We start from the raw sequence: 15,422 nt of genomic DNA on the forward strand, positions 1-15,422 counted from the left end.
GGAAAAGGAACAACGGTGAAAGTAGTATTTTAATATAAAAACAAATGATAACATTAGCTTGGTATAACTTAGTAGCGATTATAGTAGGAATTTTATTTCTTATTTGGCTTATAATTATTGGCAAAGAAGAAGCATCATTTGCTTGTGTGTTTATGTCAATAGCATGGTTGAGTTCCTTTTTAATTTTTTTCGTATTATGGGGAGGAATATTTTGGTGGTAATTAATAATTTTACATGATATGTTTGAAGAAAATGGTATAAAATATTTCCTTACTCCAAAGGAATTTTATAAATTTGTAATGAATTACGATGGTAAGTTAACTTTAAAGATAGGCATGGAGATATGCGATTCAAAAACAAAAAAACTAATTGGTAAATTAATAAAAAAAGAAAAAGTATGAGAGAAAGTTATAAACTGCTAATTTATGGTACAATATGCAATGATTTAGCGATAGCAGAAACAGCAACAGGCAAGAAGTATTTAAAAGTTAATATTTCAGTTTCTAATACATTAAAGAAAAAAGATGGTACAGATTTTTTGCATTGTGAATATTTTAATTGCACATGTTGGGAAAATGTAGCAGAAGAAATTTATGCTAATTACAAGAAGGGTAATAAAATATCAGTTGAATGTAAGAGAAGTTTGGCTGAATATGTAAACAAGCAAGGTGTTACTATAAAAGATTGGAATATCAATATTCAAAAGGTAGTAATTGTAGATGAAGATAGAAGTGATGATTCTGCTAAAGCTCCAAAAGCAGTAAACAAAACACAAGCTAAGAAAGAACCTACACCTCCGCTTGATGCTGATGATGAGATGCCATTTTGAGTAAAAGTTTTGATGGAAAAGTTCGATTGTGAAATAACAAAAAAAAAATATGTCTGAATTTGAATATAAAGATGAGATTATAAGTTCACGAGTAGGCTTTTTAGGTGGTTCGGATGCAAATATACTATCCAAAGTTAGTTCTTTGGGTAGTGTACCCGAAAGTGCTAAAGAAAGACTTGCTATCGTGAAGGGAATAAAGCAGCCTAAGGATGGTTTTACATCAGAAGCTATGAGAATTGGTGATACCGTTGAATGTTTAATATACGATATGCTGAAATCTCAAGATAGCAGATGGGTGTCTAATCCAAGAATAGAGAGTAAAAAGTATAAGTTTAAAAATGTTGGTCTATTAGTTCACATTGACTATATGCTTGTGGATGAGGATAATAAGATTCTAACTTGGGTGGAAAATAAATGTACCAACAAGGATATTAAAGCATCAAGAAAAACTTATCAAAATCAATTATTCATTGAGAGCATATTAGGCAAAGAGTATGCGGAATCTTTAGGAAATGGTTGGAAATTTAAACTAATGTTATCACATTATCCAAGTGCAGATTTTGATGGAGTATTAGACCCAAGTAAGATTGAAACGGAAACTATACGATTTAATAAGCCATTGTTTAATGTATCTCAAGCTATGAGTATCATAGATAAATATCTTGAAACGATAGAAGAGTATGTAGAACGTGATATTGTTCCAATGGAAAGTGCTATGTTGCCAGAGCCTATACAAGATAAAATAGCATTATGTAGGGAATTATGGGATTTCCAAAAGACTGAATTATACGCTAAGGTAAAGGAAATGGAAAAAGCGGAAGAAGAATTGAGGTCTTATCTTTATGATGTTATGATTAAAAAGAACATCACAGAGAAAATTGAATTGGTAGATTTAGGCAAGTATATCAAGTTGAAGCAAAGTTACGAAAAAGTATCTTTCGATACTAATGCGTTTAAACAAGAACATAAAAATTTGTATAAAAAATATAGTAAAAAAAGTACGGTTAAAGGTAATTGTATTATTGGAGATTTAAAAAACTAAAAAAATATTATGAGTACAGAAAAGAAAACAGGATTGCAGAAGTTCAACTCAATGGTTGAGAATGGTAGAACACAAGAGTATTTGAATAATGTATTAGGCGAAAAGAAACAAACGTTTGTAAGCAATATGGTTGCTTTGGTATCAAGCAATAAAGCATTAGCCGATTGCGACCCAAGTACAGTTATGTTTTGTTGTCTTAAAGCAAGTGCGTTATCTTTACCACTTGAACCATCATTAGGTATGTGTTATGTATTACCTTACAATGATAGGAAAAATGGTACACAAGTTGCTCAATTTCAATTAGGTGCAAAAGCATACGTTCAATTAGCGTTGAGAAGTGGGCAATTTAAGAAGATTAATGTAAGAGATGTTCGTGAGGGCGAAATTATAGGTGAGGATTTTGCAAGTGGTGAATTGCAATTTAAAAAGTTAGATAAGGATAGAGATAAAGCTCCCGTTGTTGGTGTAGTTGCCATGTTTGAACTTATGAATGGATTCAGCAAGCAATTGTATATGTCCGTTGAGGAACTTGAGGCACATGGTAAGAAGTATAGCCAAACATATAGGAAGGGATATGGACTTTGGCAAGAGAAAGATAGCAAGATTGCAATGTATGAAAAGACTTGTATCAAACGTTTGCTTTCTAAATACGCTCCGCTATCTATTGAAATGATGGATGCTATTAAATCGGATAGTGCAGTATTGAAAGATAATGAGGTACGTTATATTGATAACGAGGAAGATGCAATTGATTTATCTAAAGCAGCCGAAACAAGTGCTAAATTCACTGATTATGAAGATGTTACAGAATAATTTTCTTTTTTATGAAAAATAATTGCTAAAATATTTGCATAATAAAAAAATATGTATTATATTTGTATAGATTTAATTTTACTGATACATGCAAAGTTACCGAGAGCTTGTGAAAGTTAGTAGGTAGCATCGGAGGAGAAGCTAACTAAGTAGAAGCGATGGACTGAAAATCCATAGGAATTGGAGCGTTACCAATTTCCTCCACAATGCCAATATTGGCATTGTATACATAAATAAATAAATAAATGTACACATTAAGAATTATTCAATTAACAGAAAAAAATGGATTCCCAACACAGGAAGTTGTGGAGTGCCATGAGTTGGGAGATGCATATACTAAATTAGTAAAGGGCAAAACTTCTGAATTTGATGAAATTATGAAGTCTGAATTTCAAGAGTATGATTCAACACAAGTTAGAGCCTTAATAAAAGGTAATAATGGAAAGTCGTTTTTTATTTTAGATAATTCAAGATATAAGGATATAGCTTACTACTATTATATCATGACAGATAGTGGTAGAACGTTAGAAAAAATTTAATCTAATTACAAAAGCAATCTTACATGATGCGCACATTAAACGGATTGTAAAGACCTCGCACTTATAGTTTAATCACTATATACTGCGGGGCGTTTTTCTTGTAATTTGCATTACTATCATATATTATGATAATGAAGCAATAGAAAAAATATTTTATTTTACAAATTTCATTTTTCATATCTAAGTTTTTAAGGGGTGTCTTACGGCACTCCTTTTTTTATGCAAAAAAACTTGCGTAAATTTTGCGATTGTAAAATTTATTATTATATTTGTGGAGTAAAAATTAAAAATGAAGTAAAATGAAAATTGAGTTTAAAAAAAGTGATTTCTTAAAAGCGTTTATTCTTGGTGGCTCATTCGCAGGAAAAAGCAGAGTTCTTCCTATTTTAGATAACGTAAAGTGTATGTTAAAAGAAAATGGAGTATTACGCTTTATTTCATCTGATGGGGAGCAAGCTATAAGCACTAAATTTGATGGCACGATTATGCTATCTGAAAGTTGTAATTTCTTATTGCCTTATAAAGAGGTAGTTAATTACGTGAAATTAATCAATGATGCGAGTTTCTACATTATCATAGAGGAAGATAAATGTACGATTAAGCATAGTAAGGGAAAGTATAATATCACCTTAGCTGATGCAAAAGATTTTCCTGAAATATCAAAGATTAATAATAATTTAGCAATAGATATAGATTCAAATGATTTATATTATGCTATATCTAACTCAGCACCTTTTTTAGTGGACGATTCTCTAAGACCTATTTTTGGAACAATTCATCTTTGTATAAAAGACGGAATGTTTGAGTTTTGCGCAGCTTCAAATATTACATTAACTGTATTTCGTGTAGGTGATGCAGAAAAAAACAATGTAGATTTTGAAATGTTAATCAACAAAAATGTCATACCTGTACTTTTAAATAATTTAAAGATGGGAGAGTGCTGCAATATTAAAGTAGGTGATACTAATACCGTTTATACTATTGGTGATACTATTATTGTAGCAAGAAATACGGTGGGTAAATTCCCTAATTATAACGCTGTAATACCAAGAGATAATCCTCTAAGAGTTAAAATAAATAAAAAAGATATTACTGAAAGTTTCAGTAGATGTTCGTTATCATCACCTAATGATATGGTACGCTTGTCTTTTAGTGAAAATAAATTAATTGTCAGTTCGGAAAATTTTAATTTCGGTAAATCGGCTAAAGAAGAGCTTGATATAAATTGTAATTTTAACTTGAATATTGCATTTAACGCTAAAAAATTTATTGATTGCATGAATATTTTTGAAGGTGAAGAGATTCTATTATCCTTAGCTGATGAAACAAGAGCTTGCGTATTATCTCAAGAAGGATGTGAGAGTATATCTGTCTTGACACCTATGATGTTAATTTAATTCAACGAATAATGAGAGAGAAAAATAGAAAAATTACAATTATTGATGCGATAGCATGCTTATTTATAGGATTTTTTTTGGGGTGGAATACCCATCCTAAAGAAGAACTATATTCAAATAATGATATTATTGTTATTGACACATTTGTAGTGAAACGTATCATTAAAAATGTTTCTATGAGTGTATATCAGCCAACTAAAGAGCAATGTGATGATGATTTTTTGATTACGGCTGATGGTAGTAAGATTGATTTGACAAAGTTGAAACATAATAGGATAAAATGGTGCGCCGTTAGCAGAGATTTGTGGGCGTTATTTCCTAAAGATAAACCAAAACTAATCGAAGTTAAAGGTATGGGTGTATACGAAGTTCGTGATGTAATGAATCAGCGTTATAAGAAGCGTATAGATTTACTTATACATCCTGATGATAGTTTTAGATTGCATGAAAAAGATATAACGATTAAAATCATAAAATAATTTATATGGAAAATAAAAATGATAAATTTGAATTGAGTAATAATGAATATAAAATTTACTCATGCGATAAAAGACAGATTAAGGATATGAGAAAAAAACTTATATATAATATTGTTCCTTATCCTAAAGGTGATAACATGAGATATGATGCAAGTTTTACTCCTTATACACAAGGTATGCTTTTTTAATTAATATACTCCTATTTTAGCGATTTTTGTACTCAAGTGATATAAGTTATCCATTGAAGCGTAAAAGTAGCTATTTACATCCCCTCTTACACTAAATTAGAGGGCATATAGGTGTTATTATTATAATAAATCCTTAAATAGGCTTTATTCATAAAAATAAGACTTATATTTTTTAATATTTTAAAAATGGTTGTCACAAAAATAGTGTTTGTTTGTGACATAATTAAAAACATAAAGAATATGATAGTAGAAACTAAAAAGTTAATGAGATTTAAAACGTATGCCGAAAAAATAGGCAAATGTAAACAAATGGTAAGAGTTATGATTCAAAAAAGACAGCTTGATACGATAATAATTGACAATACGATTTTTGTAGTTGTAAGGGAGGACTAATAATGGAAGAAAATAAAAGACAAGTTAAGGGTATATGGATTCCTATTGACATTTGGAAAGATGATAATTTAAATTGGAATGAGAAGATATTGTTTATCGAAATAGATAGTTATACAACAAATGATAAAGATTGTTATATATCGAATGAATACATATCTAAACTTTTAGGAATATCTGAAACAAGTGCAAATAAGGTGTTGTCATCTCTAATAAAAAAAGGATATGTTATAAAAACTTTATTTGATGGAAGAAGAAGATTTGTCAAATCAGCATTGTCGATAAGTATAAATCAGGGTTGTGCAAAAGAGCAAGGCAGGGTTGTGCCTAACGACAACATACTATATACATATACTAATAAAGATAACATTAAAGAAGATATAGATAAATCTATATCCAAGAAAGATGAGATTGATTATGATTACATCAAGCAGCAATGGGAAGAGATTTGTTGTATGTTAGCAACCATTCGTGAGCTTAATCCTAAGCGTAAGAAAGCTATTGCCAATACGCTAAAGAACAACAATGCCAATGTTGAAGATTTAATCAAATGTTTCAAAATCATTGCTTCAAGTGAGTTCTGCAAGGGTGATAACAAGCAAGGATGGAAAGCTACCTTTGATTGGATTATCAATGATACCAAATCATGCTTCAATAGATTGCTGGAAGGTGAGTTTAGTAAGAACATGTACGAACGTAAGTTATATGAAGCTATCATTAACAATGTTACAGATGGCAATGTTGATGAAAGTAAAAAGAAGGTAGTTATTAACGGACAAATTTATAAATAAAATGGAAGAAACAACAATTCGCCAATGGTATGACATTTTTAAGGATAACAATGAGTTAGTAGAAATTCGTATAATGAATCCTTCCGACAAGAGAGTATATAGTGGTTACTTTACAGATATAGAAACGCTGCTAAATGAAGTGAAGAAATTCGACCATTGTAATATATATTTTACTCTAAATGTTATTGATGATGCTTGCTATTCACGAGAGCAACACAATAAGATTGTATTGAAACCTAAATCCACCACATCAGATACAGAAATAATTGCGAGAAAATGGTGTTTGATAGATATAGACATTGATAAACCATCTGATACGAATAGCACTGATGGGGAAAAAGAATTAGCTAAAGAAGTTGTTAATAATATATACAAGTTCTTGCGTGATGAGGGATTTGAGCAGCCTGTTGTTTGTGATAGTGCTAATGGTTATCATTTATTATTAAAACAAGCAATGCTATCTAACCTTGAGAATACTGACATAATGAAAAAGTTTCTACAAGTATTGGATATGTATTTTAGCACTGATAAAATCAAAATTGACTGCTCTACGTTCAATCCAAGTAGGATATGCAAGCTTTATGGAACATATAGTAGAAAGGGAGCTAACACTACTGAAAGACCGCAAAGATGTAGCTCTATATTGAAAGTTCCAAGCGATGTAAAAGCTACACCTAACGAATATTTTTATAAGGTAGCATCTTACTTGCCACAACCAATTATTAAGGATAGGAGTAATAATTATGGAGCATCTACCTTTGATTTGGATGAGTTTTTTAATATTCACAATATAGCTATAAGTAATAAAATTGAAACTAACAATTACACGAAATATGTATTAGCTCAATGCCCATTTAATTCATCTCATTCAGCCCCAGATTCAGCAGTTTTTAGGATGAAAGATGGAAGTTATGGTTTTAAATGCCTTCATAACTCGTGTTCTCAGTTTACTTTTAAGGATTTTAGATTGCATTATGAGCCTGACGCTTATTCAAAAAAAGAGTATGGCGAATATCAATTCAAGCAAAGATACTATAATGGTAATGCAAAACCAGCTTTTGTTCCACAGAACGAAGATGATACTAAAGGTAAGAAATGGCTGAAAATGAGTGACATACGCTATATTGATATTAGTAAGTTAATTGCTTTGCCAACAGGATATGTGGAATTTGATAAAAAGGTAATGGGTTTACTATTAGGTGAGGTCACAGTGCTTTCAGGATTAAGTGGAGCGGGTAAGTCATCATGGTTAGATTGTGTTATGTTGAATATCGTGCAAAGAGGATATAAATGTGCATGTTGGTCAGGCGAATTACAAGATTTCAGATTTCAGAGTTGGATTAATCAGATTGCAGCAGGTAAGAATTACGTGAAGAAAAAAGAGGGATATGATAATTTTTATTATGCTCCTAAAAATGTTTGCGATAAAATAAACTCATGGTTAGATGATAAGATATTCTTGTACAATAATGAGTATGGAAATAAATTTGCACAGATTTTTGATGATGTAAAAAAATGCGTGGAAGAGAATGGTGTTCAGTTAGTTATATTGGATAACCTAATGGCTCTGAATCTTGATACATATGATGGAGATAAGTATTCTCAACAGACAAAGTTTATATACGATTTAAAGGATTACGCTAAGAAGTCAAATATTCACATACTCTTAGTATGCCATCCAAGAAAAGAAAACGCTAATACTTTATTGAGAAAAGAATCAATAAGCGGTACAGCCGATTTAACAAACATGTGTGATAACTTAATCATTCTTCATCGTGTAGGTAATGACTTTCAGAAACGTGCAACTGAGTTTTGGGGTGCGGAAAAGGTCGCAGAATACATGAAATATTCAACTGTTATTGAATTGTGTAAGAATCGTTCTTTTGGTATTGTAGACCAAGTTTTTGGAATGTATTATGAGATGGAGAGTAGGCGATTAAAGAACACTATGGATGAACATATAGTTTATTCATGGCAAGAACAAGGCGTTCAACAGAAACTTGATATGCAACAAGATGATAGTTATTATCATTACAACGATAGAGAAGTTGATTTTGATGATATTATGAACGAAGAAGTTGGTGAAATTCCATTTTAATTAAAAAAAGTGTTGATAAATTTGGTGGTTTGAAAAATAATCACTATCTTTATCTCACTTTAAAAAACAAATATAACGTACATTGAAAAACAAATGATATGAGTAAAATAAGAGATGAATACGAAAGAAAGAAAATCAAGGAAGATTATGAGTACCTAATAAAAAAATATGGTATAAGAGATGAAATCTTAAAATGTGATTGTAGAAGTGATGAATATTTTCGTTATAGAGTGTTTATAGCTTGCGCATTGCGAGATAAAGGATATAGCTATAAGCATGTAGGAGAGGTGTTAGATAGGTCACGCTCAGTTATTTATCACTATGAAAAAGTAAATAAAATATTTCAATATTATAAAAAAGAACAATAAAAAACTTAGAAATTATGAATGTAAATTTATTCTCCGTTAGAATTAGTTACCTCAAAGAAATTGATGGTAAACAAAAGAAAGTAACTGAAAACTATTTAGTAAATGGTTGGACTTTTGGCGAAGTAGAGGTTAGAATACAGAATCTTTTAAAGGAAGAGTGTTTAGAATTTTTAACTATTGAGGATATATCTCGTGTTAAATATGAAGAATATATTCCTAACGATTTGCTTGAAGAGCCTAAATATTATACAATAAAGAATGTATATTCTTACATTGATGAAAGGGGTAAGGTAAAGAAAGAAAAACACTATTATGTTGTAGCGAGCGATAGTACAGAAAATGCTACTAATTTGTTCAAAGCATACATGAGTGGCGTTAATTATGATTTAGATATCAGCGGTGTAATTGAAACTAATTATTTGGATATATTTATGGAAAGTTAATTTACAAGCAGAGGTGTATGTTTTAGCCATTTAATTTTATAAATGATAGAAGTTATAACATTGACATACAACTTGGCTAAAATGTATATTCCTATCTGTAAATATTAGATGTTTGCAGACTAAATTAAATATATAAACGAAAAAGGAGAATAACAAATGTTACTCTCCTTTTTATTAATATACATATCTATCTTTTTCCTCATCCCATACCATTTTACCTCCACAACATGTAGTTGTAAAACTTAAACCAAATGGAATGTCTATTTCTTTATTGCAAAATGGGCATACACCATTAAAAGGTTTTGGATATACTTGAATAAAATGCCTTGCAAACTCAGCATCTCCCTCATTGGATGGCGCAAAGTTTTTCATGTAGTTATCTACTAACTTTATCAATTCTATATTATTGTTACCATTATCCGCTTTAGTACCATTAACGATAAGTTTTCCTAATATGTTTTTTAGTTGCTTAGGACTTAATGATATATCATCAATGTTTAACGCATTTTCAGTAACTTGTCTTTCGTACTCTTGCCTTAATAAATCTACAAGTGCAATAACATTTTGCTGTTCAAGTAGTATTTTACATTCCTTCTTGCATTTTTCCTCAAATGATTCTACATTATCACCCTTTAATTTAGTGTATTCTTTTTCTTTAATAGTAATCTTATATGCTTCATATTTATCAAGACCGATAGCTACCAAAGTTGCAAAAGAAAATTGTAGAGGGGTAAAACTCATACCCCTCATATTTAACCTATGTTTAGTATCTGTATAACTTATCATAATACAAAACTTATGATATTTTTAACATAAAACCTCTGATAGCATCACGATAGTAGGAACGTCAAAATCATTACTTGCCCAAAATTTCTTAAATGCTTCCTTAGATAGTTTTTTTGTTAATTCAACCTCCTCTTGTACAAGATTAGCAATTGAATCTTCAATAGACTTATTGTATTTAAATAGATAAGCGTTTATTTCAATCTTTTCCTCATCACTTAGCTCTTCCCATTTTGGAACTTTAGCCATAAACTCATCATGATGTTCACCCTTTAATTTTTCCCTTGCTATATCGATAGCTTCACTTATTTCTTCGGAGATAGGTTTAAGTTCCATTATTATGTCAATAACAACAAACTTATCATTTTCCTCCATTTTTGTGACTTTAGTGCTACTATTGTTCAGCACTTTGTACGCTTCTGCTAATTTAAATTTCTTCATTTTCTCTTTAATTTATTATAGGTTATTAAGCTTATAAAGTAGCATTATAGGTTATTAAGCTTATAATACTACCCTACTTTAATAAGTAAATATAGTAAAAAAAATTCACATATCCAAATTATTCAAAGATAATTTCATTATCATTTGCATCTATTTGTATGCCATTCATTCTCATTTGCGGTAATGAGATAATACCTAATATTTCTATGCCAGTTTCTCTTTTAATGGAATTTATTATATTATCAATGTCCGCTAATATGAATTGTGGAAAAGGTTTACCATTGATTATAGGAAACGTGTCACAAACATAGCAAGTACCTATGTCACCCCCAGCTCCTATTATAGTTCCATTGTAAATTCTGCTCCTTTTAAGGTCGAATTTTTTACGATGACTTTCAGATATGAGGGCTATTGAAGCCCCCGTATCTATTAGAAAGTTTGCTGACTTGCCATTTACTAATCCTTCGATGATAAGTCTTTTTTCTGATTTGCTTTTTACTCTTTTCATTATGTACCTCTTGTTATATGAATATTCATACTATAGCTCATAGGATTTGAACTCCATGTATTACCGCCATCCGTAGAATAGAAAAACATTACATATATTATTTTACCATAGGCTTTTATAAGATTTGCAAAATTTAAACCTACAGTTTGAACACCAGAACCACTATTAATTAAAGCATATCCATTAGCCATATTCTGCCTTGTAGTAGGGTCTATTGGTGTTCCAACTTCTTGATTGTTGTTATTATACCCTTCTCCTACAGTTTGAACTTTAAACATAATAGTCCTACTACCAGAAGGTATATTATTCATATTAAATCCAGGACCAATTACATATACTGGAACTCCATTTTTTTGTATATCAAATTTGATATATAAATTTGCACTTCCATTCATAGACACTGGATTTGAAGATGCAGTACTTGCTGCTCTCCAAGGAGAAGTGCTTTCAATAGGTGAATATGCAGAATAACCATTAGAAACACTTCTATTAAATAATGTAAAGAATGATATTTTTCTATAATAACCAGTCATCTCTCTTGGTGGCATTATAGCTGATTGTGGTTGATATTGTCCACTTTCATATTTTTGTATCCCCATCAGTATCTCAAATGTTTTATTCTCGAATTTAGATACATCAACATCTATATATAGTTCACTTCCTGCTGTTTTTAATGGGGTTTCACTTTTATATTTATAATTCCAATTTTCATGCCCGTAAACAGGAATTTGGGAATTATATTCATATAATTCAGCAACAAAAAAATAATTATTATCTAACTTTTGAAAGAATTCTCCTAATGAAGAAAAATAATTATTAATATTATATTTATACATAACTAATCTTATTGAACTACTATCAAAAAGATTTACTGATGAAGTATAATTTTGCACATCCATTCTGAATGGTATTTCTGCTGCTGGAGTATATTCTTTTAAATCTCCCAATCTTCGAGGGTCACCATCATTAATATATTGATATACCCAATTTGGATAAGCAGCAGCTCCCATTGAATGATTAATATACACCTTGTTAAGATTCAGTCCATCACTTGCTTGAGCTATTGGGTATTTCATTCCCCATATCTGACCAACAGGTGAAGGATCTGTGCTTAAATCTAAAAATTTTGCACTATTAGAATAGGGCTTATATTTATTCCATTTATTTATTACTACATCATTTTTAAAGTATGTCAATGGTTCATTAATATTGACACTATTACCATAAGCATTTATATTTTTACCAATATCTTCTACTTTAACTGCCATATTTTTTTAACTCCTCTTTAAGTTCATTAATCTCATTTCTTAACTCTATTATCTGTGCTTCAAGTATAGCCGTCATCTGTGAGTAATTAAGGCTAAGATATTCACCTTCTTTTACCAATTCTGGATATATTTCTTGTACATCTTGAGCAATGAAACCTATTTCCTTCTTACCATCTTTAACGTAACTACAAGGAGTTATATATCCTCTATTATTTAATGGTTGTATATCTGTCTTTAATCTTCTGTCAGAATACATAGTAACACCACCAGTCGTTAAGATATTACCGGTAACAGTCATATCTCCATCAACATTACCTGTGCCATTAAATGACTGCCCCCAAATTGTTCTTGCAGTTTGTAGCTTTGTAGCAGATGCAGCATTACCTGTACAACTTGCAGATGAACCTGTAACACTAATTCCCCATGTTCCACTTGCTCCTGTACCGGTTTTAGTAGGTGCATCAGTTATTCCATAACCACTTATAGTTGTAGGCTTACTTGTTATCTCACTAAAAGCATAAGAAGGCTTAGTAGCAGCTTTTGCCCATGCATAAACATCTGAAGCAGGTTGAGCTTCTCCACTACAAGCAACTCTTTTCCAAGATTGCCAAGTTCCATTATTTTTACCTCTAATAAATAAATTACCATTGCGATAATCTTGAGCTATTTGGGCAATCCAAGAAGCATTATATGCTTGACTATAAAGTGCGCCATCATTTGTAGAAGCTCCTAAAGTAGTAGCAGGTCCGTTTGATGTATAATAACCAATAATATTATATGTAACATCGTTAGCATTTACAGCAGAATTACTACTACTTGTAAGAGCGGCATTGCCAGATAAATGAGTACCATGAGATGCTGCTGCTGCTCCTACTTCTGAGTATGTGTAAGTTGGTTTACTTGCTGCTAAAGCCCAATCACTGATGCCTAAGGTACTTCTTATATTGGCCTTAGTAAAGCTAGCGGAATTATAAGGTGTATAGCCTAGAGCATTTGTAACCATTGTTGAAGTAATTCCTGTTATATATCCAGCTCCATTTAATAATTGTTTATTATCAGTTAGATTCCCAGAATGCCAAATATCATACCATGCGCCCCAAGCAGTAGAATTGTTACCCCTATACTGTAATTTAGTTGTAGTACCACCATAACTTCTTAATTGAATACCGTAATATCCTTTGAAACTTATTCCTGCCCAATATCCTAACGCAGAATCTGAAGACAGATTACTTATACCTTGTAGACCATTCGCTGAATCCCAAGCTGTTACATTGTTATTAAAATAAATTCCTGCATTGTTATTCATTGTTCCACCACTCAACGGTAAATAATTACTAAGGCTACTAGTAAGAGCAGCATCTGTAATTCCATATCCAGCTAGAGTTGTAGGTTTGCTTGTTATCTCGCTAAATGAATAAGAAGGCTTATTTGCTGCTAAGGCCCAATCACTAATAGCTAAAGTTGATTTAATATTAGCTTTAGTAAAGTTTGCAGAGTTGTAAGGAGTATAACCTAATGCAGTTGTAACCAATGCAGATGTAATACCTGTTAAATATTGGCTATGAGTATGAGTAGTTATATTTCCTGTAAGCAATCCTTCAATTGCTGATTTAGTTAAAGTGTAATTATTTGCACCACTAGCAATACCATCTAATTTTTTCTTATCATCAGCACTCATTAAACCTGCTGCGTTTATTGTTGCAGCACTATAAGTAGTGTTATTATCATTACCCCACACAGCTGTACCATCAGCACCCCATCGTAATATTTGTCCGCTTGATCCACCGCTAGGTATATGTTTATTTCCTGATGTAGTAGGGTGAGTATAAATAGTATTATTATCAGTCCATGGAACGTTTACTGATAATATTCCATTCTTATCCAAACCTACAGCATACTGTCTACCTGAAGTAGATCCCATAGATGTAGCTTCAAGAGTAGATTTAGTTTCAGATTTAAGAGCACATTTAAGAGTACCTGAACTAGTGATAGCTCCACCAGTAAGACCTGCTCCTGTAGCTACACTAGTAACAGTACCAGTGTATTTCTCGGTATAACTTTGCAAAGCAGTAGCTCCATTTTTAGCTCCAGCTCTAATTGTAGCAAGGTCGCTAATAATATCTTGCTTGGTTGCAATCTGTGTTTCTATAGAAGCAATAATACTTTCAAGGTCTTCTGTATCTGTAATACCATCAAGGAATGCTACTATATCATTAAAAGACTTGATAGCTGTAGTGGTATCACCACTAACCAATGTATCGAAATCTTCTCTTAGTTTATTGATAGCAGATGAGATAGTTGAATCATTATAGTTACTCAACCCCTCTAATTTGGTTTTTAAAGCTGTTGTAAAGTCTTCAGTAGATAATTGTTTACCTGTAACCTTATCAACTTTACCTGCTAAAGAAGTATTAACAGATGCTGTAGTTGCGTAACCTGTAAGCGAAGGAATATCTTTTGCAAGAGCATAAATACTAAGATCAGGCGTATCTGTAATTTCTGTATAATTATAACTAGGCTTTATAGCAGCTAATGCCCAATCAGCAATACCAAGTATAAATTTTATGTTGGCTTTGGTGAGATTATCAGAATTAAAAGGAGTATAACCAAGAGCAGATACAACCATTTCAGATGTTATTTCTGTAATAGCACTACTACTTCCTGCAGACTTTAATATGCCATTGTCCCAATAAATAGTTGTTCCATCTATAGGTAAACTATCAAATATAGTAGGAATATCTACTTCCCCATCATTTCCAAACATGGTTATCCCACCTGTAGTGTATAGATTGGTATCAACCTTAATGTTTGTACCATCTATGGATATTTTAGCTTTAATAGCTTGTAACCAAGTAACATCATCGCTACTAATAATGTCGAGAATGGATAAATTACCATGCGAATGAGTACCACCTGTAAATGATGGTGTATTAAAAGAATATGATCTAACCTTTAACCGTTTGTTTCTGTAAGTATGTGGAATGCTCTGTGATATTATCTTCATAGTTCCGTTATAAATTACCTTCCTTTAAATAACCTATAAAT

General features: G+C 31.3%; 19 protein-coding genes. 14 read left to right on the top strand and 5 right to left on the bottom strand.

The genetic code is table 11. The features are described 5' to 3' along the window. Positions 1 to 44: 44 nt before the first annotated feature. The 14 genes from Q0486_RS02965 (at position 45) to Q0486_RS03030 (ending at position 9,377) form a co-directional block, all read left to right on the top strand. A complete protein-coding gene (locus Q0486_RS02965) occupies positions 45 to 221 on the top strand; it encodes a hypothetical protein (protein WP_299230218.1) in 177 nt (58 codons plus the stop codon). Positions 222 to 239: 18 nt separating this feature from the next. Then, positions 240 to 401, top strand: coding sequence for a hypothetical protein (locus Q0486_RS02970; protein WP_299230219.1), 162 nt, complete (start codon positions 240 to 242; stop codon positions 399 to 401). Then, positions 398 to 829: a single-stranded DNA-binding protein gene (locus tag Q0486_RS02975; RefSeq protein WP_299230220.1), complete on the top strand. Its 432-nt coding sequence runs from the start codon at positions 398 to 400 to the stop codon at positions 827 to 829. Before Q0486_RS02970 ends, Q0486_RS02975 begins: the two co-directional genes overlap by 4 nt. Before the next feature lie 49 nt (positions 830 to 878). Continuing rightward, positions 879 to 1,871 carry a hypothetical protein gene (locus Q0486_RS02980; protein ID WP_299230221.1) on the top strand — a complete coding sequence of 331 codons (993 nt, stop codon included), beginning with the start codon at positions 879 to 881 and terminating at the stop codon, positions 1,869 to 1,871. A 9-nt stretch (positions 1,872 to 1,880) separates the two neighbouring features. Then, on the top strand, positions 1,881 to 2,684 hold the full coding sequence (locus Q0486_RS02985) for a recombinase RecT (protein WP_299230222.1): 804 nt from the start codon (positions 1,881 to 1,883) through the stop codon (positions 2,682 to 2,684). 245 nt (positions 2,685 to 2,929) lie between these two features. Beyond that, entirely contained in the window at positions 2,930 to 3,223 is a 294-nt protein-coding gene (locus Q0486_RS02990; RefSeq protein ID WP_299230223.1) for a hypothetical protein, read from the top strand. Between the two features lie 299 nt (positions 3,224 to 3,522). Beyond that, the gene (locus tag Q0486_RS02995) at positions 3,523 to 4,620 is read left to right on the top strand and encodes a DNA polymerase III subunit beta (RefSeq protein WP_299230224.1); all 1,098 of its coding nucleotides are present in this window, start codon (positions 3,523 to 3,525) and stop codon (positions 4,618 to 4,620) included. Between the two features lie 11 nt (positions 4,621 to 4,631). After that, on the top strand, positions 4,632 to 5,099 hold the full coding sequence (locus tag Q0486_RS03000) for a hypothetical protein (protein ID WP_299230225.1): 468 nt from the start codon (positions 4,632 to 4,634) through the stop codon (positions 5,097 to 5,099). A 5-nt stretch (positions 5,100 to 5,104) separates the two neighbouring features. Next, positions 5,105 to 5,287 carry a hypothetical protein gene (locus Q0486_RS03005; RefSeq protein ID WP_299230226.1) on the top strand — a complete coding sequence of 61 codons (183 nt, stop codon included), beginning with the start codon at positions 5,105 to 5,107 and terminating at the stop codon, positions 5,285 to 5,287. Between the two features lie 240 nt (positions 5,288 to 5,527). After that, positions 5,528 to 5,680: a hypothetical protein gene (locus Q0486_RS03010; RefSeq protein ID WP_299230227.1), complete on the top strand. Its 153-nt coding sequence runs from the start codon at positions 5,528 to 5,530 to the stop codon at positions 5,678 to 5,680. Between the two features lie 2 nt (positions 5,681 to 5,682). Further along, positions 5,683 to 6,468 (top strand): helix-turn-helix domain-containing protein, encoded by a 786-nt coding sequence (locus Q0486_RS03015; RefSeq protein WP_299230228.1) that lies wholly within the window; start codon positions 5,683 to 5,685, stop codon positions 6,466 to 6,468. Between the two features lies 1 nt (position 6,469). Beyond that, a complete protein-coding gene (locus Q0486_RS03020; RefSeq protein ID WP_299230229.1) occupies positions 6,470 to 8,566 on the top strand; it encodes an AAA family ATPase in 2,097 nt (698 codons plus the stop codon). 98 nt (positions 8,567 to 8,664) lie between these two features. Then, complete coding sequence (locus Q0486_RS03025; RefSeq protein ID WP_299230230.1) at positions 8,665 to 8,934, top strand: hypothetical protein; 270 nt, start codon at positions 8,665 to 8,667, stop codon at positions 8,932 to 8,934. A gap of 14 nt (positions 8,935 to 8,948) precedes the next feature. Next, positions 8,949 to 9,377 (top strand): DUF4494 family protein, encoded by a 429-nt coding sequence (locus Q0486_RS03030; RefSeq protein ID WP_299230231.1) that lies wholly within the window; start codon positions 8,949 to 8,951, stop codon positions 9,375 to 9,377. Between the two features lie 174 nt (positions 9,378 to 9,551). On the opposite strand, the gene Q0486_RS03035 is transcribed toward Q0486_RS03030, so the two are convergent. The 5 genes from Q0486_RS03035 to Q0486_RS03055 form a co-directional block, all read right to left on the bottom strand. Next, a complete protein-coding gene (locus tag Q0486_RS03035; RefSeq protein WP_299230232.1) occupies positions 9,552 to 10,163 on the bottom strand; it encodes a hypothetical protein in 612 nt (203 codons plus the stop codon). A 21-nt stretch (positions 10,164 to 10,184) separates the two neighbouring features. Next, positions 10,185 to 10,601, bottom strand: a complete 417-nt coding sequence (locus Q0486_RS03040; RefSeq protein ID WP_299230233.1) for a hypothetical protein — start codon at positions 10,599 to 10,601, stop codon at positions 10,185 to 10,187. Between the two features lie 118 nt (positions 10,602 to 10,719). Further along, complete coding sequence (locus Q0486_RS03045) at positions 10,720 to 11,109, bottom strand: aspartyl protease family protein (protein WP_299230234.1); 390 nt, start codon at positions 11,107 to 11,109, stop codon at positions 10,720 to 10,722. Next, entirely contained in the window at positions 11,109 to 12,377 is a 1,269-nt protein-coding gene (locus Q0486_RS03050) for a hypothetical protein (RefSeq protein ID WP_299230235.1), read from the bottom strand. Before Q0486_RS03050 ends, Q0486_RS03045 begins: the two co-directional genes overlap by 1 nt. Beyond that, complete coding sequence (locus Q0486_RS03055) at positions 12,367 to 15,381, bottom strand: tail fiber domain-containing protein (RefSeq protein WP_299230236.1); 3,015 nt, start codon at positions 15,379 to 15,381, stop codon at positions 12,367 to 12,369. Before Q0486_RS03055 ends, Q0486_RS03050 begins: the two co-directional genes overlap by 11 nt. Positions 15,382 to 15,422: the final 41 nt, after the last annotated feature.

It is taken from the genome of uncultured Bacteroides sp. (assembly GCF_937912035.1).
In the GTDB taxonomy this organism is placed as follows: domain Bacteria; phylum Bacteroidota; class Bacteroidia; order Bacteroidales; family Bacteroidaceae; genus Phocaeicola.